Genomic DNA, 24,349 nt, shown 5'->3' with positions numbered 1-24,349 from the left:
ACATTTGAATGTTGCCTACTATTGATATGAAATTAGGCTATTATCAGCCGGATATAAAAAGAGATTATCTTATTTCTCTAATGAATGCCCTTCTCCGTTTATGCTGTTCGGTCTTGAAGTATTCCCATTGGGCTTGTACTTTGCCGTTCAGTTCCAATTCGGGATTGCTTTCTGCAAATATAAAACCTAATTTCTGATAAACCGGAATTAGATCGGAAAACAACAAAGCGTTAACACCTTTGTTCTGGTATTCCGGTTTCACGGCAACCAACAATAAATCCAGCATCTTGGCACGCCGTTTCATGAACAGGGCCTTTAATAAATAGTACCATCCGAAAGGTAGCAAACGGCCATGCGATTTCTGTAAAGCTTCCGACAGGGAAGGCATGGAGATACCTACAGCGACAAGTTTGTCTTCGGAATCCGTCACAAGTGTCACCATGCGTAGATCCAAGATAGGCAAATACATCTTTACGTATTGGTTGATCTGGCGTTGAGTTAGGGCAGAGTAACCATAGAGTGGGCTATATGCTTCGTTCATCAGTTCGAAAATAGCCTGTCCATAGTCATGGGCAATCTTTTTGGAGGAAGTATACTTCTTGATTTTAAGATTATATTTGCGTTGGATGAGATCTGAAATCCGTTTATGTTTGTCGGGAATAGCCTCGGGGATATATATTTTATATTCCACCCAGTCGGCATCCTTCTCAAATCCCATACGTTCCATGTGTTCGGGATAATAGGGATGATTGTAAATGGTCGCCATTGTACTGAGCTGGTCGTAGCCTTCTATAAGCATGCCCTCGGCGTCAAAGTCGGTAAAACCGAGCGGACCTTGTATATGCGTCATGCCACGCTCTTTACCCCACTCTTCTACGCTGCGTATCAGAGCTTCCGACACTTCCGGATCGTCAATGAAATCAATCCATCCGAAGCGTACCTCTTTCTTGTTCCAGGTTTCATTGGCTTTACGGTTGATGATGGCAGCTACACGTCCTACGATTTCACCATCTCTATAGGCAAGGAAGTAATCCGCTTCGCAGAACTCAAAGGCGGCATTCTTCTTCTTGTTAAAGGTATTGAGCATGTCGTCGTAGAGGTCGGGTACTGAGTATGGATTGTTTTTGTATAATTTATAGTTAAAACGGATAAACCGTTTCAACTCTTTTTTTGTAGAAACCTTTTTAATTGTAATTGCCATAGTCATTTTATATTGAGTAGGCAAAGATACGTGATAATCTTCAAAATACCGCGTTGAGGTTTCAAAAACTATCTTACTGATGTCTATTTTTCCGATATTGTAAAGACGTCATACCTGTATTCTTCAAGAGTATCTTTCTAAGATTGATAAATCAATACGGCTGTATAAATGATATAGCATAGTACCATGATACTACCTTCAATACGCGTGATTGTCCGTTTGGCAAAGAATAATCCGAACAGCCAAAGCAGGATGCCGGAACCTGCCAATACCCACAAGTCCATATTTGAAATACCTGCCAATCGTAATGGCGTGATAGACGCGCTACAACCCAACACGAAAAATATATTGAAAAGATTACTGCCGATAACGTTTCCGATAGCAATTTCCGGGTTCTTCTTCAAAGCGGCTACGATGGAAGTGGCGAGTTCGGGCAGTGAAGTTCCTCCGGCTACGAGTGTAAGCCCGATAACCGATTCGCTGATCCCCAGACTGCGGGCGATACCCGTTGCACCGTCTACAAAGAAATTACCTCCGGTAATTAAGGCTCCGAGTCCACCTATGATGTATAAAGCGGATTTCCACATCGGAAATTGTTTGATTTCCTCCACATTACCATCGGCATTTTCCGAACCACGTGAAGCGATGGCAAAAGTGTAGCTCATAAAGATAGCAAAGAAACAAAGCAATAGCAAGCCATCGGTAGTACTAAGTATATTTTCTTTACTGCCATCTAAAAATATATCGTTGGCGCAGATCAACAAAACGATGGATGAGAGAATACAGAGTGGAATTTCCTTTTGCAATGTATCCTTGGTAATGACAATCGGTGCAAAAAGCGCCGTGCAACCTACAATCATTAGTGTATTGAAAATATTGCTTCCCACCACATTACCGATGGAGATATCTGCACTTCCCTTCAACGCAGACGATACACTGACCGTCAACTCCGGTGCTGAAGTTCCAAAAGCGACAATTGTCAAACCGATAACGATACCGGGAATACGAAAACGTTTGGCAACGGATGCAGCTCCATCTGTCAGCCCGTTGGCGCCTAATAGTATGAGGAGGAGTCCTCCGATAAGTAGTATTATATTCATGGATTTTTTGTTTGGGGACAAAGATAATGAAACCTTTTATGAAATATCGAAAACATTCAGTATGTTTGAACGCTTATTAAGAAAAAGCTTTCTCAAATAAACAATTAATGAAGAAATAAAGATATGAGAGGATTTCGTTTTTTATGTCTGCTGTTGCTATTATTTACAACAAATGGAGTTTCCGCCCAACTGGTAGAAAAGGTGCTTCATGCTTTAGAAAGCGATAGTTTGCAGGCTCTTCGGCCAGTGAAGGCCGATTCCGATTCGGTACGGCAATTGGCCATAATGAAACAGGAATTGGAAATGGCACGGTTGAATGAAGCAAACCTTCGAATGGAAATGGAACAGTTGAAGTTGGCGAGTTTTGCTGCTGATTCGGCGAGACAGGTACAACAGCGAAAACGTATTGATTCGTTACGGGCAGTTACTTCCGGTGTACCTGTGGTCGTAGAAGGCGATACCTTGTTCTATCTTTATGCCAAGCGCGGTGGACATACTCCCCGGCAACGTGCTGAGATGGATTCTATTGCTATAACGGAGTTGGGGAGACGTTTCGGCTTACGTCCGGATTCATTACATATCGAAAGCACTGATATCGTTACAGATTTGATGTATGGTGATAAAGTTATCGTGTCTTTCATTGATCAGGATGCATTGTGGGAGAATTGTACTCGTGAACAGTTGGCGGCGAATAACCGGAAAGTCATTGTACATAAGCTCAAGGCGATGAAAGAAGAACATAGTTTCTGGCAACTGGGAAAACGTATCCTCTACTTTATTCTTGTACTTGTGGGACAATATCTTTTGTTCCGGTTCACCAATTGGTTGTTCAGGAAACTGAAAGTGCGTATACAGAAGCTGAAGGATACGAAACTGAAGCCTGTTTCCATTCAAGATTACGAACTGCTGGATACACAGAAACAGGTAAATCTTCTTGTTTTTTTTGCCAACCTCTTGCGATATGTATTCATGTTGCTTCAGTTATTGCTCACGGTTCCCCTGCTTTTCTCAATTTTTCCGCAGACCAAGAACCTCGCTTTTAAACTGTTTTCTTACATTTGGGATCCGATAAAAGGTATTTTTCTTGGAGTAGTAGACTATATCCCCAATTTGTTTACCATTTTTGTGATATGGTATGCCGTCAAATATCTGGTTCGATTGGTGCGTTATCTGGCGAACGAAGTTCAGTCTGAACGCTTGAAGATACGCGGATTTTATCCTGATTGGGCAATACCGACTTTTCACATTGTCCGCTTTTTACTTTACGCATTTATGATTGCGATGATATATCCTTACTTACCGGGGTCTAAATCGGGCGTATTCCAGGGTATATCTGTCTTTGTAGGTTTGATTGTTTCGCTTGGCTCCAGTACGGTTATCGGCAATATCATAGCGGGTTTAGTCATCACTTATATGCGGCCTTTCAAATTGGGTGACCGTATCCAGCTGAACGACACTACGGGCAACGTTATTGAGAAAACTCCGCTCGTCACCCGTATTCGTACTCCGAAGAATGAGGTAGTGACTATCCCCAACTCTTTTATCATGTCTTCCCATACCGTGAACTATAGTGCTTCTGCACGTGAATACGGTTTGATTATCCATTCCGAAGTAACCATCGGCTATGATGTTCCCTGGCGGCAAGTACATCAGTTATTGATAGATGCGGCATTGAATACCCCTGGTGTAATAGACGATCCTCGTCCTTTTGTATTGGAAACCTCTCTCAGCGACTGGTATCCTGTTTATCAGGTAAATGCCTATATCAAAGATGCCAACCGTTTGGCGCAGGTTTATTCAGATCTGCACCAGAATATTCAGGATAGATTCAATGAAGCGGGTGTAGAGATTATGTCACCCCACTACATGGCGACACGTGACGGGAGCGAGACGACAATTCCGAAAGATGATTGGCGGGAAAAGAAGTGAGCCGGACTGTTGAGGGGAGCCGGCTCTATTAAGAATATGAGTTGTGCCAATTATTTGTTTCTGGTCACCGTGTGCAACACGTTTCCTTTCTTGTCAATCATACGCAGTTCCAGGGCATTTTTATTAGCTGATACGATGGAGAAACCCGGTTGGGGACTGCAGAATACCGTTCCTTCGATTGGCTTTACTTTGCGGCTGAGTGAAGCGGAAGAGTTGGTGATATAATCAATGTTACTACCCGCTATACGAACATGCTGAAAGTTGTGAATATGTCCGCAGATATACATGTCTACTTTATGTTTACGCAAGATCGGGTCAAGACGGGTTTGCAGATCCATGCGTTCGCTTTCATCTTTTGGCGTTTCAGCATAGATGGGATGGTGTCCGGCAACGATTACCCAGTCTTCTTTTGCGGTAGTGAGTACAGAATCTATCCATACGAGCTGTTTTTCATAGTCTTGCTTACAGGCATCAGGGTAAGTTCTGTTTTCGTTCCGGTATTTATCGATCATAGGAGCGGTATCTATCCACACCACGCGGAGGGTAGTGCCTTTATCTTCAAAAGTCTTGGTGTAATAACGGGCGGGCATGGTCCAGCGGCGGCTGACATGGGTATAGTCTAATACGGCTTGTGTGTTACCGCGATACTCATGGTTGCCCAATACGGGAAACCAGTCGATCATCAGTTCGGGATGGCTGTAGATTAGTTCAAAGTTTGTCATCCAAAGCGGATCGTTTACACTGCGTACGCCTTCAAAATGATGTACATCACCGGTGGCCAGTACAAACTCAGGTCCTACTCCTTCTCCCATCACACCCATAAGTTCTGCAATTGGCTTCTGGTCGTAATAACCGTTACGCCCCAAATCGTTGGCGACATAGAAATTGAATTTCTTGTCAAAGATGGAATAATCGCTGATTTGTGCCGTTGCCAGATTACTGAGAAAGGCAACGAATAATAAGAGGAATATTTTTTTCATTGTTATTTTCATTGTTTTATTATTTAAAAGTTGATTTTTACTCCTGCATTTACTTTCACCCCGTAATATTCAGCTTGCATGGTGCGGTCTTTAGTGCCTTGATAATAACGTAAAGGCTGGTTCAACAGATTGTTTGCTTCGGCATAGAAAGTTGTCTTGATCTTCTTTCCGAATGTATAGCTTGCATTGGCGTCCATATAATTCACTTTGTCATAGTAGCGATCATAGAACGTGCTTTCGCCCATTTCGTCAATAAAGTCGGAAGCGAAGTTGTAACTCAGGCGAATATTCAAACCATTCTTCTCAAAATAGAGTGAGGCATTGGCTGTATGTTCCGGTGACCCCGGTAAGCTGAGGCCTTTCTCATTCTCACGTCCTTCGAAGTTGAAATCTTCCACGCGTGAGTGTGTATAAGTGTATGTTCCGTAGAAGCCTATGCATTTCAATGCAGGGGCAATGAAGCCGAAATCGCGTTGATAGGATAGCTCTACGCCAAGCAGATTGGCATTGCCTGCATTCTTGGGTTGTGTGAAGCGTGTATATACATTGCCCTGATACTCGTAGTTGGTACTGATTTGGTCTACGATGAAATCATCAATCTTTTTATAGAAGATACCGGCACTGACCAGACCGATACTACGGAAATAATAATCGGCGCTCAAATCGAAGTTGTAAGACATCGTCGGTTTCAATTCGGGATTGCCGATGGTAATTTCGTTGTCGGAACGTTTGATGTTTACGCTTGGTACAAGGGCTGAATATTTAGGACGTGACAACGTTTGGGTGAACGAGCCGCGCACTTTAAGGTCATCGTTTACATTCCATTTCAGCAGTAAAGAGGGTAGGAAGTTGATATAACTGTTCCGCTTGCGTTCGGTTTTCGAGGTTATATCTTCGTCGGCATCATAAGTACGTCCCGTATAAGCCAGATCTGTATTTTCAATGCGAAGTCCTGACATCCATTCTATATCGTCCGTAATTTTCAGGTCGAAACGGATATAACCCGAACTGACAGTCTCACGCGCTTCGAAGTTACCGGCAAGTTCCTCTTGTACCTGTTCCTTCTCAAAGAGTGAAGCGTTATTCAAGTCCAGCGAACCGGTATATTCCTTGCCGGCATAAATGCCTGCCTGATATTTTTTGTTGGGCATGAAGTGCTTGTTGGTCTGATTTACAGTGCTTTTCAAGCTGTTTGCCATGAAAGCGTCTTCGTCCAGCGGAGTATATTCATAAAAATCCACTTCTTTATCTTTTGTTTTGCGTACCACCTTTGCTCCGAATTTCAATTTGTTTCCGTTCTTGAAAGGAAGTTTGAAGTTGGCAGAGAATTTCAGGTCTTGTTCCTTAATATCTTCCTGTTGCTCGGTCAACTCCTTTAAACTGAACTTGTCATTCAGGATCATGGTAGAACCTTCTTGAGGAGTGGCATACGGTTGGCGTTCATCATTCAAGTCGACGTTAAAGTTTTGCTTTTTCAGTTGGAAGTCGATGTAACGTTCGTTGGGGCGCTCTTCACTGGCTTTGGCATAACTGGCGTGCCAGTCCATAGAAAGAGAGCCAAACAGGTGCTCTCCACCGAGAGCGAAGTCCATGGTGCGTTGACGTTCCAAACGGGCGTTACGGTTGTCCGGCGTACCGGCCTTGGTCTGTATACGTACGGTTGCTTTTCCGTCAGCACTAAGGTCTTTCAAGGTAGTACGGTAACGGTTTTCCCAGTCGTTACGGTTGTTGAAGATACCTTTGAAAGTTAACTTGTGATTGGCATTGATATCCCAATCCAAGGCAGCCGAATAACTTTGGCGTTCGCGAGTGACGTAATATTGGCGGATTTGGTAGTCATTGACGAAAACTTTTCCGTTGTCATCCTGTTCCCACATGAATTCCGTATCATAGGAACCCGAAGGTGAATTCTGGTAGGATGCGGAAAGTATCAAACCCAATTTACCGTTGAAGAAGCGGTCTCCGTAGGTGAACCCCAGGTTTAGCTGTGCCTTCTCGCTTATCCAATTGTATCCGGTTCCGGCAGTGGCGGTGATAGTACGTTTGTAAGGTGAATTTTTGGTTACCAAATTAATAGATCCGCCGATAGCGTCGGCATCCATATCCGGGGTCACTACCTTATTGACTTCAATGGTTTGTATCATATCGGCAGGTATCAGGTCGAGCTGTACATTACGTGTGTCACCTTCGGCAGAAGGAACACGATTTCCGTTGATGGTGACCGAACTGAGATCGGCGCTCGTACCGCGTACTTGTCCGAAGCGTGCTTCTCCTTGGTCGTATTGCACGTTGATACCGGAGATACGTTTCAATGCATCGCCGATATTGGAGTCGGGGAATTTTCCTACCTGGTCGGCAGAAACGATGTTGGTGATACCGAGGTTGTTTTTCTGTGAGTTGATAGCTCGTCTCTGGCCTTGGAATGCACCGCCAACAACGACCTCTTGAAGTTCGACCCCCTCATTCAGTACCACGTCTTTCTCTAAAGTACGTCCGGCGGGAATAGTGATTTTAAGTTCTACAGGTGAATATCCCACATAACTCACCTTTATGGTATAAGTTCCCGGGTCAAGGTTAGAGAAAGTGTAGAACCCGTTGACGTCGCTTGTCACACCTGTGCGTAGTTTCTCGATGTAGATAGAGGCACCCGGGAGGGTTTGTTTGGCAGCATCAATGATACGGCCACGTACCGTACCTTGTTTCACGATATTTGCTTTTTCATCAGCCATGGCAACATTGCCGGCTATGGCGAAAAGAAGTAAAAATAAGAATGCTCTTACAATCTGTTTCATACTTGTTATTGTCTGTTAATATTCTGCCGCAAAAGTAGAGGGATGCCGTTACGTGCAATTTACGGAAGATTGAAGAACAAGTAACAATTCGGTTACAATCCGGTTACGGGGAATAGGGGTATAATTATATTGAGTCTACCTCAGTGGTATACTCAGAAATCTCAGCCGTATACAGAGATATGCCGATTTTAATGGATTTGTTTACAGGAGATTAGCAGTTTCCTTTCATCGGCAAGAGTGGTAGCGAACAGATAGAGTTCTCCACCTTCTGCCAACTTCAGACGTTTACGTAGTTCGGCAACGCTGGCGGGGAAATTGCGTACAGTAAGATTGGATTTCTTTTCTGTACCTAACAGTTCCTTGACTTCCTTTTTGTTAAGGCTGCCGCTCTTGATTATCCGGAATTTCCGGCCGGGGAAGTCCGGTATATAGTTGTCGGAAGTGTAAAGATGGCTGTTGGGATGTAGTTTCTCTACCTTATATATAGAAGAGATACTCCGATAAGCGCCCGCTTTCAGAATAGAAACATTTGGCTCATAAAGATAGGTTTTGAGAGTGGAGGTGTATCGGGTCGGTAGCTCTTTTTCTTCCCGGCGGTTGAATATCAATGATTGTACTCCCTGTTGATAGTTGAGATTGATACAGTGAATGGGGATATTCTCAATGGGAACTTCTGCTTCTGCCTCTTTAGACGGAGATATCCCCACTTTTTCTACGTGCCCCAGTACAAGTAATAGCTCTTTACACTCGTTGTTCAAGGAAACGACATGAACTTGTTGCACATGTTTCAGGTCATGTAGCGCCAATGTTAAATCCAGCATCGGTGATAGTTTTACCAGTACATGTCGTGCTTTTTCAAGTAATAACTTTTCCAGGGCGGCAATATTCGGTTCACAGTCACTGATGGCCACCGTCTTCCCTCCGTGACTGTCTCTGCGGGCAGGGTCAATGAATATCCAATCTACAGGAGCCATCTGCTGTAAATGCCGGATACCGTCTTCATGAGAAACGGTGATATGGTTTAAGCCGAGTAGCGGAAAGTTATGCGAAGCGATTTCACATAATATTTCTTGTTGTTCCACGTAGGTTACTTTTTTGAAGCAGGAAGACAGAAAAGCACAATCTATACCGAAACCACCGGTGAGGTCGGTAAGACTATCCCAAGGAGATATATCTTCTTTTTGGGAAAAGGTACGGATAACTTCTGTTTTGTAGCGGGCTGTGGCTTCTGAAGAACATTGTTCCATGGAGAGATGAGGTGGATACAATAACATTTCATGAGTTGCCCATGTGGGTATTTTGTCTCGTGAAACTTTCCATCCGGTTATCTGCGTCAGTGCATTGGGCATATCCACCATCGGATATCTATGCGCCAATAGAGCAAGAACACGTACGTCCTCGTTGCGATGTTCGCGAATAAAGTGTAGAGTCTCTTCTGATAAGTTCATAGGCTTTTTACAATAGTTTCTCTAACCACATTTTTACTTGTTCTGCATCAGGATGGATCGCTATGATACACCCTTCCCGGTCTACAAGAAAGGTTCGTCCTCCTCCGTTACCTATACCGTATTCTTCCCATATTTTGTTGCTGTCATTCAGTTCCAGCAGATTGAGCCACGGGTATTTATCTCTGTTTATACAGTTGGTCATATCCGAAAGTTTACGTTCACGTGCAACACCTACCACAGTGAAACCTTTGTCTTTATAGACCTCGTATATTGGGATCATACTGATGGAAAGGCGCCGACACGGCCCGCACCATGATGCCCAGAGATCTATCAGTGCCACTTTCCCTTTGATTTCCTCGGATAAGGTGTGAAGTTTACCCTCTGCATCGGGAATTGTGAAATCAATAAACCGGCTACCTACTTGTATTTGTTGGGAGATTATCCAATGTTTCATATAGTTACTCATTGGATTATCGGTGAATTTACCATCATATAAGGCGTTGTATATCTCTTTGATGGTATTTATACCTTCGGGTTCCAAGTCAATTGCAACTTGGCTCATTAGTAAGAAAAGACCGGGTAACGTAACGTTTCTACGAATGTATTCATTTTGGAAATCTTTCATTTCCCGGTACATTTTTTGCATTTTCTTTTCAAAGGCCTGATACTCCTCAGTATAAACTTTCCCTTTTTCTTTCAATGTCTGTATCTGCTTGTCCAGCTCTTTTAGTTTATTCTCTTTGTCTGCCTGTTCTGTTTTATACAAAGTTTCCATTTGTCGGTACAAGATTTTCATTTCGGGAGTCATCACTTTATCTGCCTTTTCCAATTGTTCGCGTTCTTGACGGATGCTGTTTGTGAAACGTTCTTTTATCTCTTGTCTAAAACGTAATAATTCTTTGTTTAGTGGGGTTTCAGTATGTATCTCGGATATTTCTTTCAATGGACGAATAGTTATTCTTATCATACCTTCTTCAGCGAAGAAACTGACCGGAGACCAAGCGCCATTCAAGTGGGCACTCCAAGGATAGAGCTCATAGGGTTCGTTAAGGTCTGTGTATAGATCGTACGAAAATTTCCCGTCGATGACAGGAATAGATATCCATTCGTTGACTCGTGGATCGCTATTGTAGCGCATTAGCATTATTCGGCTGTATGCTGGGTGGTTAATGACTGTTCCTTCTATCCGACAATGTATTTTTGAACTTTTTGTTTTTGTGGAAAGACGGATGTCATTAACGGTAAATCCTGTATTATTATCGGGTGTTTCATAAAAGTCTACGTATTCATCTTTAGGATCAACCGGTTCAAATTGCATACTGAATGAACGGGTATAAGTATCGGGCATATACTCTTTTCGGTCTGTTTGTATACCAGTGGTACGTATCAGTCGATAATTCTTATTCGTGTTTTTTCCTTTTAGTATGGATGATGAGGCTATTTTAACCCAATAATTGGGACGGTTGTATAGATTGCCATATAAGATAACGGCTGTATCTGATACTTCTGCCCGATAGATTTCCAACGATTCGGTGGTACGTACTCCACTGACGGGATAGTCAATAACTTTATTCTGTGCATTAATAATCCATGCTCCCATAGTTATCATTCCGAGAAAGAAAAGTAGTTTTTTCATGACTTTGTTGTGTTTTGATTGGATTATTGGCAACAAAGTTACTTTAATAATCCAGATAAACAAATGGTACAAAGGAAGAGTTTTGCTATCTTTTGAACACGAAATCAGGGTATTACTTGATATTTCTCTCTGGCAGTCTGTCGGCTATACCGATTGAAATGCCACCACTCACTTGGCAACGGACGAAAACCGGCTTTCTTCATCACTTGGCGTAATAACAAACGGTTATTGCGTTCTTGGACGGTAATCTTACCACTTTTCACCAGTTGTTCTTCATGGGTGATATGGGCTTCTTTGCCAAAATAGTCTACAGGGGTTCCCATAGATAGAGGATTTCCTTTTTCATCGAGGATACTGAGGTCTACGGCAAGGCCGTAATTGTGCAGACCACCACCATGAGCGGGATTGGATACATAGATATATTGTGCAGTACCTTTCACGATATTCCACATGGTTTGCTGAATGGACATGGGGCGTGCCGCATCGTATACGATGAGAGTATAGGCGGGGTGTAATTCTTTTAAAAACTGTTGTGCCTTTATCAAGCTTTCCATTGCTTCGGGATGGAGATAGGCTTCACGTAAATCTTTGTATAAGAGTTGACCAGTAAAGTTGTCGGTACGAGAGTACATCAATTCGATGGCGATGGTACTATCCGCCTCGGCTATATTAATGAAACCTAATGAGTCCAGATAATGTGCCATGCAACTTTTGGCGGGAAGCGGTGGCTTCTCTTTCTCTTCCTTTGCTAGAAAAACGGTAATAGATTGTTCATTGGTCCGGCAGTTTCCAGTAGAGTTTTCTTGCGCGGGATATTGTTGCTGACGGCATCCACGGCATCCGGATAAAAAGAATAAAATATAAAAGAAGAGAATATATTTCATTGATTTGTCCTATTTCAGTTGATATTGTTGGGACAAAGGTAATTGAAATATGTAAAATTGATTAAACCTTTTGCTTATATTCTTGTCATATAAATTACAAAACCATAAAGAAACACACAACACACTCACATAATGAAAAACATAATTGTTGGGCTATTACTTTTTTTATTTGTACCAGGAACTATCTTGGCACAAAAACGTATCATTACAGTTTCAGGGCAGGTTGTAGAGCAGGAAACTAAAGAAACTATAGAGGCTGCCACTGTACAATTATTAGCGTTGTCAGATAGTTCGCAGGTTGCGGGTATTGTAACTCGTGCGCAGGGACGTTTTGTCTTACCTCGTGTCAAAGCCGGTAATTATCTATTAAAAGTATCTTTTGTGGGATATACCACATTCTTTCAGCCTGTAACCTTATCTGAAAAGAAAACGTCGAGAGATCTCGGTGTGATAGAACTATCGGCAGATGGTATATTACTGGATGAAGCGGTTATTACAGCTGAGGCTCCTCCGATAGTTATCAATGAAGATACCACAGAGTATAACGCTTCCGCTTATAGGGTAGCGGCAGGTTCGATGCTTGATGAACTGATAAAACAGTTACCCGGTGCTGAGATTGATGAAGATGGGAAGATAACATTGAATGGTGAAGAAATCAAGAAAATAATGGTAAATGGTAAAGAGTTTTTTGGTAATGATACGGATATGTCACTGAAAAACCTACCTGCTGATGCTGTACAGAAATTAAAAGCCTATAAGGAAAAGAGTGATAACGAACGGTTAACCGGTATTAAAGATGGTAATGAAACACCGGTATTGGATCTTACCTTGAAGAAGAACAGCGGATGGATGGGAAATTTGAGTGGTGGATATGGAACGGAAGACCGTTATGAGGGGAATATAAATGTAAATCATTTCACGGATGATATCAATCTTTCATTTGTAGGGGCGGCTAATAATACCAATCGTCAAAGTAGTGGTCAACGTACTCATCAAAGTGCAGGTATTACTTATGCTCGTAAGAGTGAGAAATTAGATATAAGAAGTAATGTACGCTACCGTCATAATGTGAATGATGTGATTACGGAAACTTCTTCTGAAACTTTTTTGGGTGATGAATCGACTTTCTCCAACAGAGCCTCAAATAGACAAAATGGCAGTCATGGCCTGAATGGAAATGCGCGAGTGGAATGGAAGATAGATAGTTTGAATACTTTGAATACTCGTATAAACTTTGATTATAGTAAAGGTAGTTCATGGAATGAAAGTAGGAATAAACGACTCAATAATGATAAGGAAGATATTAATGAAACAGTTTCTGCAGGTAGTGGGGATACAAATAATCATGGAATAGAAGGTGCAATAGCTTATTATCATAGATTTCGGAAACCGGGGCGTAATTTTCATGTCTCACTCAATTTTGATTATAGTGAAAACAGTCGGGATAATTTCAATAAATCTTATTCCCAGTTTTTTATGCAAGACAGTATTTCGGATATTGAGCGAAATACGAAAGGTGAGGGTCATAATCTAAGCTGGAATATTTCTGCCAGATATATTGAGCCTCTCTCCAAACATTATAGAATTAGTGTCGGTTATACTTTTTCTAATAGACATGGGTTATCGCAGTCGTTGGTGTATGATAGTATCAATTATGCAGATCGTATGAACTATGGATATAATGACAATCTAAGTTCTCGCGTAGAAAACCACTATGGCAATCAGCGGTTTAATCTTTCCTTACAGGGCGACCATACGCAATGGCAGGGTGAACGTAAAGGTTTAAATTACAATATAGGTATTGCTTTAAATCCGCGTTTTACTGAAAGTGTGACTACTATCGGGCCAAATACGAATAAAGATTTACCACGGCAGAATGTTATAAACTGGTCTCCTTCCGTATCGTTGGATTATTATTTTTCACGTCGTGAACGTTTTACCTTTCGATATAGCGGACAGAGTTCTGCGCCTAACATGGAGGATCTTCAAGAAGTTATAGATGTTACTGATCCGATGAATTTACGTTATGGAAACCCGAATCTGAAATCTTCGTTTTCGAATACGGTTAGTGCTAATTATAACCGATATTCAGTTACTACTATGAGAAGTTTCCGGGTAGGAGTAGGATTTAACAATACTATGAATTCAGTTGGTAATCGCATGACTTATGATACCAGAACCGGTGCGCGTACTTATCATAAGGTCAATATCAATGGTAATTGGAGTTCGAATATGAACATCTCTTTTGATACTCCGTTCAAGAATAAGAAGTTTACAATCAGTACAGGGGCTAATGCCAGATATAGCGATCAGGTCAGTTATACGTCTGTAAATAAAAAAAGTACAGATGCGGAACTGAGTACTACGCACAACTTTTCTGCTACAACTCGTCTACGGGGAGCATATCGCAGTAACAAATCCGATATTGCTTTAAACGCTTCATTCCGTTACAATAACGTACAGAATAATAAACAAAAGAACAGTAATCGTGAAACATTTGATTATACACTGGGGGGAAATACGAATATTCGCCTTCCATGGGATATAGAGTTTTCTACAGATATGCATTGGCGGATACGTGAAGGATATAGTGGTGATGCGAATAGAGATGAATTCTTATGGAATATGCAGCTCTCAAAACGTTTTATGAAACGGAAACAAGCTATGGTGCGTGTTAAAGTGTATGATATTTTGCGTCAACAGAACAACCAGAGCCGTTCAGTGAGTGGCACGAGTATCACTGATACAACTACCAATATGCTTACTAGCTATTGTATTGTCCATTTTGTCTATCGTTTTAATACATTGGCCGGTAGCCGTGGCGGTGGCGGCAGGGGAGAAGGCAGGAGAAGAATGCACAATGTTGACGAATATTAGTTCTTTTCTTTGCGAGTTATTAATAGAAGAATAATAATTGTCGGAGTGATTACTTTTAAAATATTTGTCACGTAAACCTCGCTCAGAGAAGTCGGAGACACAGTGAGGGTATACAAATAGATTTGTCTTGAATTAGAGGTAAAAAGAACGGGAATGACAAGGTTGTACTTGGAGAGTGTATAAGAGGTTCTATTCTGTTAAGAATGAGCCTCTTAATTTCTAACCATCACTCTTCCGATTTTTTATAAAATTTGCTTGGGCTTACATTATAATATTTTTTGAATACCTCACGAAAGTACTTTGCATCCGAAAACCCGACAATATCAGCAATCTCCGCTATTGTATGTTCGCCTTGCTTTAGTAATTGTGCAGCATGTTGCAAACGTATCATCCGGATATAGTCAGCCGGAGCATAACCGGTCAGTGCCTTTAATTTATTGAAGAAACTTGTACGGCTCATATAATGTTGACTACTGAGTATCTCCACATTAAAGTCCGAGTCTCCCATGTTCTTTTCTATACATTCCTTAACGGAAGCTATAAATTTCCAGTCCATGGTGTTAGTACAATTCACTGGAAGATTTTGTTTTTTATCTTCGATACTGTTATAAGCCTGACGGAGCAAAGCGCGATTTGCAAGTATGTTCTTAATCATTGCTTTGAGTATTCCCACACTGAAAGGTTTGATGATGTAGGCGTCCGCCCCGATTTCCAGCCCTTCCAACATGTTTTTCTCATCTCCCAGTGCAGTTAGCAAAATGACTGGAATATGGGATATTTCAAGATTTCCCTTTATAGCTGAGCAAAGTTCATCTCCGTTCATCTCGGGCATCATTATATCGGATATGACGAGATCGGGATTGAATTCTCGTATTATAACAAGTGCGTCTTTTCCATTCGGACAGGACTGAATATTATAATCCGTACTAAGCATATCCATAAGATAACTACGTAAATCATCATTATCTTCCACTATCAGGATACGTTGTGAAGGACTGTTTATCTGGAATGTTTCCGTAGACGAACCGGAATTTTGAGTCGGTATGATAGCTTCCGGATGTTCATCTGGTGTCTTGGGTGAGATAAATTTTGCTTTATGGAGGTGCCTGTTTCCTTTCGGGAAAGTGATCCGTACACAGGTACCTTGATGTTCGGTACTTTGAATCTGAATCTTACCTTTATGTAACTTGACCAGTTTATATACCAGCATTAATCCGATTCCACTGCCTGTCACTTTTAGATTGATGACATTACTACCCCGAAAACAGTTTTTAAATAATTTCTTTTGTTCACGCGAAGGAATACCGATTCCGGTATCTTTTACCTCGATACTCCAGGTATTTCCTTCCTCACAGGCATAAATGCATACACTGCCACCTTCAGATGTATACTTTAATGCATTTGATAAGATATTTTTTAGAATAGATCCCATCTTGTCACTGTCAAACCACACATTCAGATAGTCAAAATTGCTTTCGTAGACAAACCTTACACGTTTCATTTCTGCATATTTACGGAAAACGGCGTAAATATTATTCATATAAGAATTCAGTTCATACTCGGAAATGTAAAGAGTGGAAGAGTAGACATCTATCCGTTCGAAATTTATCAGGTTGGTCGTCAGCTGAAGTAATGTATTCACATTTTTAAGAGCCATATTCATATGCGGTAATGCTTGTTCCATCACCATGTGGTTTTCTACAATCTCTTCCAGTGGAGCCTTTATCAATGTAAGTGGTGTGCGTATGTCGTGAGCTGTGTTAATGAAGAACCGTGTTTTCTCATCCGAAACTTTCTTCTGTTTGTGCAACATGATGATACGGAATATAATAACCAGAATCAGAACCAGTAAGATTGCATATCCTACCATAGCCCATACACTGGCCCATATCGGAGGTGTTATGATAATCTGGATGTTTCTTGTTTCATAGGTTTTGTATTGTTCCTCATTGGATACTGTACGAATTCGTAATGTATAACTGCCTGGAGGTAGATTTCTTACAATAATCCGGTTGTCCAGGCTTGGACGACTCCATTCTTTATGAAAACCGTCAATTTTCCATGAATAAAGAATATTGGAAGGATAATCATAATTAATGGAAATTACATCAAGAGAAAAAGTGTTTTGTCTGTAGGTCAGTTCTAATCGGTCAGTCTCATTAATGTCTTTCTTTAGGGGAGATCCGTCATCACCCGGATAAATGGGGTGATAAGCTATCATAAAATCGCGCAGTAACAGACGTGAATAATAGGGTTCCGGTATCTGTATGTCTGTCGGGAACTTGACAGCACCGTCATTACCGCCAAAAATGAGCGTACTTTTGTTACATGCTGTGGCAGAGCCTGCATTAAAATTGACACTCATCAATCCTTGCTCTCGTGTCCAGTTACGGAAAGAGTGTTTCTTTGTTGAATATATGGTAATACCGTTCTCCGTACCCATAAGTAGACTTTCGTCCTGACGTGGAAGAATTGCATAAATATTATCGGAAATCAATGCACAGTTGTCTGTAAGGTACTGATGGATAAACTCATTATTATTAATGTCGTAAACTAGAAGGCCGGATCCGCGTGTACCAATATACAAGATACTGTCATCTCTTTGATACAATGCACATATATAGGGAGATTCGATAGGTAGGTCAACATATTGATAAACACCGGATTTCTTATCAAGTTGGTAGAGCCCCATTCTTGTACCGATCCACATCTGCCGGGCATCCTTTTCCTGAATGGTAGTGATAGAATTTACTCCCGGATATAAGCGCACGCTTTTGGTCTTAAGATTGATACGCTTCAAATGGTAATACCCACCGGACCATATATCACCGTTCGAATCTTTTTTAATGTCATAAATATATTGATCAGGACGTACTCCTGCAATAGCAGCCGGAGAAAGATAACTTATCTTAAATTCTTTCTTCTTTTCTATCTTGTAAATACCTGACGTAAAGCCGCCGGCCCATATCACACCGGGAGTGACTTCACACAGTGCTAAGAAGATGTGATTTTCATCATCTAATGCCGGGTCAAAAGAACTGAAGAAAGAACGCCACTCTTTTGTAGTAGGTTGATAAAGACTGATACCGTTACTGGTCGCAAACCAGAGATCACCATCACTGTCCTCTATCACGTCATGAACCTGATTGTTCACCAATGAATGGTTATTACCGAGAGAATGTCTGATTAGGTCGTAACTCCTATAGCGGTTGTTACGGATGGTAATGCCTGTAGGATAATTGGCAAGCCAGATGCGCTGTTCTTCATCCACATAAATATCATTGATATTGTTCCCGTTCATACCGTTATAACTACTATAATCGGCTGTTATGTAGGGGGTACTCATGCGGGTATTTATGTCTAGTTTATATACTCCTTTTCCACCTGTGGCTACCAGAAGCTCATGAGCGTTCAAAGCAACGATTTGATTGATCTCTACATTATTGGGTGATTGGCAGGAACTGATTTTTGCTGTTCTGCCTATGTCATATACGAGTATTCCCTCTTTATAGTTTCCCACAAACAGTTGTTTTGAAACGGCATGATAATAGAGTTTATGCACTGGGGTATCGATATTTTCCACCGCCTTATCTGAAACCAGTTTCCACCCTTTATCTTCTATCCTGGCTCGGAACAGACCACTTCCCGTACCGATAAAGAAATGCTCATCGTCTGTCTGTTCAATGGCCGTTATTTCATCATTAACAGGCGTTGGTATATGCAGAGCTGTTCCAGTACGAGTATTATACCATGTAATACTATCTTTACAACATAACCAAATACGACCATTCTTGTCTAAATAACCGTAATTAAGGAATGCCTGTGACTTATTTCTGATCAGTCTCGGATGTACGTAAACCAGTTCGAACTTATCATGTTGCGAATCATATTTGAAAACACGACCTTTTTGACCGATTACCCATAATACATTCCCCTTGTCCATATAAAGCCAGTGTAGGGCAATTCGTGAATCTAACTTCATACTATCGTCTGAAAAATTGTAATGCTTGATATGTTTTCCATCATAGCGATCTATCCCCTCTTGAGTTAGAAACCACATATATCCCCGTTGATCTTTCTGGATATGATATATTTTCTGATTATTCAGACCGTCTTCCAGCCCTATGTACTTATAAATCTGCCCCTTACTTACAGTACCGTTAATGAAAAAGATTGCAAAAAGTAAAAGTCGTCTAATATTCAAAAGTGTTTTCATATAATATTCAAAAAATACATTTGCAAAATTATAAAATATTAGTTAAAATACCATCGGGTAAATTAATAATCATATATCAAAACAATAAAATTGAATCAATAAAAAGTGGACGATATCTTGTTGTATCAAACATTTTTGATTTGGATTGTTCCAATTATGAGTTCTATTTAATAGATTATGGGTACAGCAAATTTAACAAAAAGTATACATTCTGGAATAATGTTCATGATTTCTAACGGTTTCTTTATGCTTACCGAATAAAGAGATAAAGATCGATTAGAGGGTACACACTTACCCTGCTGCATTAACTTTTTTGTTCGTGCTTCACGCTCTTTGTTAAATCATTTAGGGTTACGAATAGGCTTGTTGATATACGTTTCATTCTTCTGTTAAGAGTAAATCTAAGCCTTACGGTGAAATAGTCATTTGTCTTTCTTTGTACTTCTACTACTTCTGGGTTGATTGTCGGCATATTACATATTGTTTAATTGGTGAAACAACTGTTCTTTCTTAAGGCTAATGTAATCAAGCAACAGACCCTTAATTGGAGGTATCTATGAACTAAAAAAACTATATTCTGTTAAGAATGAGATTTTTAGCTCGTGGATCAGTCTGGGCTTGAACCAGGGATCTTCAGATTATGAGAACGGCAAAGTGATATTCAGCGATAGTCCATTTTATCAAATTCTATTGTGTATCAATTAGTTCGATTTTCGCCACTTCCTATAAAACTCACTAAATCCCCCTAACTGAAACCGTTTGTTTTCGCATTGTTTTCGCAGAAATGGTAGAGAAATACATAAAATAGGCAAGACAATGCTGTTTTCTAGTAACAAAAAAATCACAAGAAACATCCTACTATACAATAAAAATCTATAACTTTGGATTTTAAAAGTAAATTATATTAGTTGTCTATTATAATTAGGCGACAACATATCGACCTATATCAAAAATATATGGCAAAAGAAGGATTAAATAAAAAAACAATATCTCAGCTCGTTCCTGCGGGTAAAACATGGGCATTATGTGTTGGTGCTGGTATATCATTCCCGATTTTTCCATCATGGAATACTTTAGCGGAAAGAATTATTTTACACAGTTCTCCAAATTCTATTAACATCATAAATGAGATAAATAGCTATTTTTCATCTGAAGTCATAATACAATCCTGTTATGAACAATTAAGATCGAAAAATAAAGATATAAAATTCCCTGAAATACTAGCAGAACTACTTTATAAAGATTTATTAAAATCAGTCAACCAAAGAGATAGAGATTTGTTGTGTAAATGTTTATCAACACAAGTACCTTCCCCTAATTTGGATTGGAATAGATTTCTTACACTTATAAAACAACTATCACCTGTAAGCTCAATAGATTTAGCTCAATTAGTTATAGAAGCCTATAAGAAAGATGCTGGTTTAAATAGTATAATTACTTTTAATGCAGAAACTCTTTTCCCTACACTTATAAATGCTTATGCCCAAATTAGCTTGAAGAAAAATGACAAAATATTAGATTATATAACAGAACCTACAACTTCTCATTATCGCGGTAGGATACCTTTTTATTTTTGTCATGGATTAGTCCCTTTGCCAGGAAGTAAGCAAAAATGGATGAATGCTTCTGATAAACTGGTTTTCCTAGAAAATGAGTATTTACAACTTGCAAATAATGCTTTTTCCTGGCAGGCAATAAGTTTTTATAATATCTTATCTACTAATACCGTCTTTTTTATAGGTTTGTCATTTCGAGATGCAAATGTCAGAAGGTGGCTTTCCTGGTTGCATAAGGCCAAAGTTGATACTATCAATAAATATGGCGGCGCAAATGAAAGTACCACTCATTATTGGATTGAAAAATCTCCAGAATCTTCTCAATTGAAAAAATGGTATGAAGCTTCGGTTGCGCATCTAGGTATAAGATTAATCTGGATAACAGAGTGGACAGAGGTTGCTTCTATAATTAGAACATCGGTTGAAAATTTACGTACATGATATTGTAATAAGTTATAGTTTTTAATCTTCTTATTGTACAATAGTGAAAATAATTCATTACCTTTGCATCATTATGTAAGGTGAGCCATGACCAAAAGGTGCTCTTTCCCCAAAAGGAAAAGTGAGTTTGCCTAACTTTCGTGGGAGGGTCATCCCATTCCGATGAATCGAAGCGTAGAGGGAGTATTAGTCGGAAGATACTCTATTTCAAACAATACGTGAGAGTTGCTTCAGGGGTTGAGACCGATTAGCAGAAGCCCGGTTACCAGTCAGCGACAGGAGACAACGAGATTGCACCGCTGCATATAACGACAATGTTTTATCCGTCAAAGGATAGGGACTCAGTGGTTATATGCAGCGTTTTGTATATGTACGCCTCACATTACAAAGCGGCTGTGTTCAGAGGTTATGTTGAACATAAACTATTGAATGCAATGGAAAAATTAACCAAATCCATGCCCCTTTTCAAAGAGTGTGGTTGTACTGTATCACTTGCCCTTGATATTCGAACCAACAGGAGGAAATCAAGTGAGTACCCTTTATCTGTGCGTTTTACATTAGAACGTAGAGCTTTTTATTATCCCGTTGGTGGGTCTTATACTGCAAAAGAGTTTTCGGACATTTGTAGTGCTGTAAAATGTAGGAGCGAGAACTACAAGTTGCAAAAGGAATGGAAGGACACGTTTATTCCCAAGTACAAGGAAATCTTGATGAATCTGAACAAGGGAGGCATCCTCACATACGAAATGGTACGTCGATGTATAATAGACGGTGAAGAAGCAACATCCATAGATGACAACGCTACTGTCTCTCAATCTTTTGTTGGCATTTGGGAGCAAGTCATCCATGACCTCCGAACAGAAGATGGCGGAGTACGCTTTACCACAGCCGAAAGTTACGAGTGTTCTCTCAAATCATTCAGAAAGATTCTTGGAGAGAATGCCATAAAAGGCTTTTGTATCAGTGCGGCAGAACTTCAGAAGTGGAAGGATGGTATGCACAATGGGGTAAAAGATGAAAATGGTGCGATTGTCGGGAAAATCAGCGACACTACGGCCGGTATCTATTTGCGTTGTTGCCGTGCCGTATGGAACAGGTGTGTGCATGAGGGTTACCTCAAAGATGTTCCTTATCCCTTTTCTAACAAGAAAGAGAAAGGCTTGGTAAGCATTCCCAAGAGCGCAAAGCGCAAGCAGAGTTTCCTGAACGTAAACCAGATGACAGAGCTTTATAACCTTTTCGTTTCAAAGCAATACCCCGAACATTGGACGGAAGATTATATGAAACGTGCCCATTATTCATTAGGGCTGTTCCTTGCGCAATACCTGTGTAATGGTTTCAACATGGCTGATGCCGGACGTCTGACTTACAACAGTTATTATTACCAGACAGAAGGCAAGGCGTTCCGCTTCAATCGCAAAAAGACTTCCCGAAGATGCCCCGATGGTTCCGAGGTGATAGTTCCTATTATCCCTCCCTTACAATATATCTTGGATGAGATTGCTGCGCCTCCGACTCGTGATGGCTTGGTGTTCCCCGACATATTAAAGGGATCGGAGACAGAAGAACTGCGCCGCAAATACACGGTACAAGAAAACTCAAACGTGAAAGACCGAGTCATCAAGATTTGCCATGAGGCATTGAATTGGGATAAGTCCATCTGTCCGTCCGGCACATGGTGCCGACACTCGTTTGCTACTAATCTGCATAATGCCGGAGTGGATATGGATTATATCTCTGAAAGCATGGGGCATTCAACTTCTGATCATGCCATTACTCAAATCTACATTGAGCATTATCCTCTCGATATACAGATGCAAAACAATTCAAAACTGCTAAACTTGGATAACACTTCTGAAAGGGATGCTCTGTTAGCGAAGCTGGCAAGCATGTCCACAGAAGAATTGCTCAAACTATTCAGATAACCTTAATCAGTAATACAATGATAAACTTCATAGAGAGGATAAAATCCTATTCCAAAAGAAAGGATACTGCTGATATGGCTATTCGTGCGTGGAAATCGGCCAATGAGGAAGCGTATGCCAACTTTTGTAAGCGCATAGATGCTGTGGCTAAAGGTAACATATCAGTTATGATGGACATGTATCTGATGATGCGGGATTGCGTACCACCTGAAGCCTTGATGATGTATAACTGGCTCTCTGATTTTGTAAACGGCAAGGATGTGTCAGACATTGCAAACCAACAATGGGCTGGCCAATATACCGAGACCATCGCCAGATGTATCACCAACATGCGTTTGTGGATAGGCATCAATGTGAAAACAGGTACGGTAGAACTGCTCACTTCTCCAAAGTCAGGGCTACTGATGGTTCATTCTGAAACACCTATTGAAATATGGAATCGTCTGCCGCAGGAGTTAAGGTCCTACTTGATTGGGCAATTAGATATGTTCATGAGAAACAGCAAAGGATGTTATCTGTTGAGCAAACTGGAAAGAAAAATGGTTTATCAGTTCTTGACCTATATCTCTCAAATTGTTTTCCTCTTTCATGCAGTATTCATTGGTGGGTTCATGGCTAACCTGTATGACCGTGTAATGGAAAAGAAAGAGGATTTGGCTTATTGTATGTATTATTTCGTGGTATTTGACCACGGTCTTTCACGTATGGCCAAATTACTTAACCGTCTGTTGAACAGTGAAGAGGTTGACCATGGCGATATACTTCTTGTAAAGTCATGCGTTACCCTGCTTGTAAATGGAAGTATAGAGATGGGCGCAGAAACCAAAGCGGATTGGGAAAACACCGTTGAGAAGTGTAACCCAGAAATCTGGAAGGAGGTGATGTTTGCCTTACGAAAAGTAAAAGGCAGGCGAGGCAATAGAAAGGTGATACAATCATTGGATGATATTCTTTTGGGCGACAAGGAACGTATCAAGCTGGGTATCCTTTTGTTTCTTGAAGAGAATACAGAGGACATAAGTCTTGCCTATCTGTTGAAATCATTGGTAAAGTCTGGCAAGATAAAAGCGTCCACAAGATACATGACATTCCACCGTGCCATAGAACAGTTCTCTCAACGACATTACGGGCACGACATTCCACAGAAGCGGTACTGGGAAATCAAAGAACTTACGTTGAACTCACCTCAAAGAGGAAGCAGTTACACCAAAGCAAAACGGATAATAGACCGATGGACGGACTATTTTGCCAATAACGGGTAGTTGGGAAATCCAGCTATCCGTTTTTTACAGCAAACATCTGTTGTAATTCGGTCGGTAAAATTAAGGTATAAATAAACCGACCAACACACAGAGTTTCATACA

General features: G+C 40.7%; 13 protein-coding genes. 5 read left to right on the top strand and 8 right to left on the bottom strand.

Translation table 11 applies throughout. The features are described 5' to 3' along the window. Positions 1 to 64: 64 nt before the first annotated feature. Both C1A09_RS01345 and C1A09_RS01340 read right to left on the bottom strand, forming a co-directional pair. On the bottom strand, positions 65 to 1,201 hold the full coding sequence (locus C1A09_RS01345; RefSeq protein WP_101541940.1) for an N-acetyltransferase: 1,137 nt from the start codon (positions 1,199 to 1,201) through the stop codon (positions 65 to 67). A 137-nt stretch (positions 1,202 to 1,338) separates the two neighbouring features. Next, the gene (locus C1A09_RS01340; protein WP_101541939.1) at positions 1,339 to 2,301 is read right to left on the bottom strand and encodes a calcium/sodium antiporter; all 963 of its coding nucleotides are present in this window, start codon (positions 2,299 to 2,301) and stop codon (positions 1,339 to 1,341) included. A 123-nt stretch (positions 2,302 to 2,424) separates the two neighbouring features. On the opposite strand from C1A09_RS01340, the gene C1A09_RS01335 reads away from it, so the two are divergent. After that, positions 2,425 to 4,230 (top strand): mechanosensitive ion channel family protein, encoded by a 1,806-nt coding sequence (locus C1A09_RS01335; RefSeq protein ID WP_101541938.1) that lies wholly within the window; start codon positions 2,425 to 2,427, stop codon positions 4,228 to 4,230. Positions 4,231 to 4,280: 50 nt separating this feature from the next. Here C1A09_RS01335 and C1A09_RS01330 read toward each other — a convergent pair whose 3' ends face one another. The 5 genes from C1A09_RS01330 to C1A09_RS01310 all read right to left on the bottom strand — a co-directional run bounded on the left by C1A09_RS01330 (position 4,281) and on the right by C1A09_RS01310 (position 11,970). Further along, entirely contained in the window at positions 4,281 to 5,210 is a 930-nt protein-coding gene (locus tag C1A09_RS01330; RefSeq protein WP_180949158.1) for a metallophosphoesterase, read from the bottom strand. A 23-nt stretch (positions 5,211 to 5,233) separates the two neighbouring features. Further along, positions 5,234 to 8,002 (bottom strand): TonB-dependent receptor, encoded by a 2,769-nt coding sequence (locus C1A09_RS01325; protein ID WP_101541937.1) that lies wholly within the window; start codon positions 8,000 to 8,002, stop codon positions 5,234 to 5,236. Positions 8,003 to 8,190: 188 nt separating this feature from the next. Further along, on the bottom strand, positions 8,191 to 9,450 hold the full coding sequence (locus tag C1A09_RS01320) for a THUMP-like domain-containing protein (protein ID WP_101541936.1): 1,260 nt from the start codon (positions 9,448 to 9,450) through the stop codon (positions 8,191 to 8,193). Positions 9,451 to 9,457: 7 nt separating this feature from the next. Beyond that, positions 9,458 to 11,086 (bottom strand): redoxin family protein, encoded by a 1,629-nt coding sequence (locus C1A09_RS01315; RefSeq protein WP_101541935.1) that lies wholly within the window; start codon positions 11,084 to 11,086, stop codon positions 9,458 to 9,460. 104 nt (positions 11,087 to 11,190) lie between these two features. Beyond that, positions 11,191 to 11,970 (bottom strand): M15 family metallopeptidase, encoded by a 780-nt coding sequence (locus C1A09_RS01310; protein ID WP_101541934.1) that lies wholly within the window; start codon positions 11,968 to 11,970, stop codon positions 11,191 to 11,193. Between the two features lie 132 nt (positions 11,971 to 12,102). Between C1A09_RS01310 and C1A09_RS01305 the strand changes: the two genes are divergently transcribed. Further along, the gene (locus C1A09_RS01305) at positions 12,103 to 14,847 is read left to right on the top strand and encodes a TonB-dependent receptor (RefSeq protein WP_101541933.1); all 2,745 of its coding nucleotides are present in this window, start codon (positions 12,103 to 12,105) and stop codon (positions 14,845 to 14,847) included. 226 nt (positions 14,848 to 15,073) lie between these two features. Here the strand turns inward: C1A09_RS01305 and C1A09_RS01300 are convergent, their stop codons facing one another. After that, a complete protein-coding gene (locus C1A09_RS01300) occupies positions 15,074 to 19,063 on the bottom strand; it encodes a hybrid sensor histidine kinase/response regulator transcription factor (RefSeq protein ID WP_101541932.1) in 3,990 nt (1,329 codons plus the stop codon). 956 nt (positions 19,064 to 20,019) lie between these two features. On the opposite strand from C1A09_RS01300, the gene C1A09_RS01295 reads away from it, so the two are divergent. The 3 genes from C1A09_RS01295 to C1A09_RS01285 all read left to right on the top strand — a co-directional run bounded on the left by C1A09_RS01295 (position 20,020) and on the right by C1A09_RS01285 (position 24,247). After that, positions 20,020 to 21,060: an SIR2 family protein gene (locus tag C1A09_RS01295; RefSeq protein WP_145998960.1), complete on the top strand. Its 1,041-nt coding sequence runs from the start codon at positions 20,020 to 20,022 to the stop codon at positions 21,058 to 21,060. 434 nt (positions 21,061 to 21,494) lie between these two features. After that, complete coding sequence (locus C1A09_RS01290) at positions 21,495 to 22,985, top strand: tyrosine-type recombinase/integrase (protein ID WP_180949157.1); 1,491 nt, start codon at positions 21,495 to 21,497, stop codon at positions 22,983 to 22,985. A 17-nt stretch (positions 22,986 to 23,002) separates the two neighbouring features. Beyond that, complete coding sequence (locus C1A09_RS01285; protein ID WP_061448473.1) at positions 23,003 to 24,247, top strand: DUF6043 family protein; 1,245 nt, start codon at positions 23,003 to 23,005, stop codon at positions 24,245 to 24,247. Positions 24,248 to 24,349 lie beyond the last annotated feature (102 nt).

The sequence above is a fragment of the Bacteroides cutis genome (genome assembly GCF_900241005.1).
Taxonomy (GTDB): domain Bacteria; phylum Bacteroidota; class Bacteroidia; order Bacteroidales; family Bacteroidaceae; genus Bacteroides; species Bacteroides cutis.
Note: the sequence above shows the minus strand (reverse complement) of the source record. Positions and strands in the feature narration are given on the sequence as shown.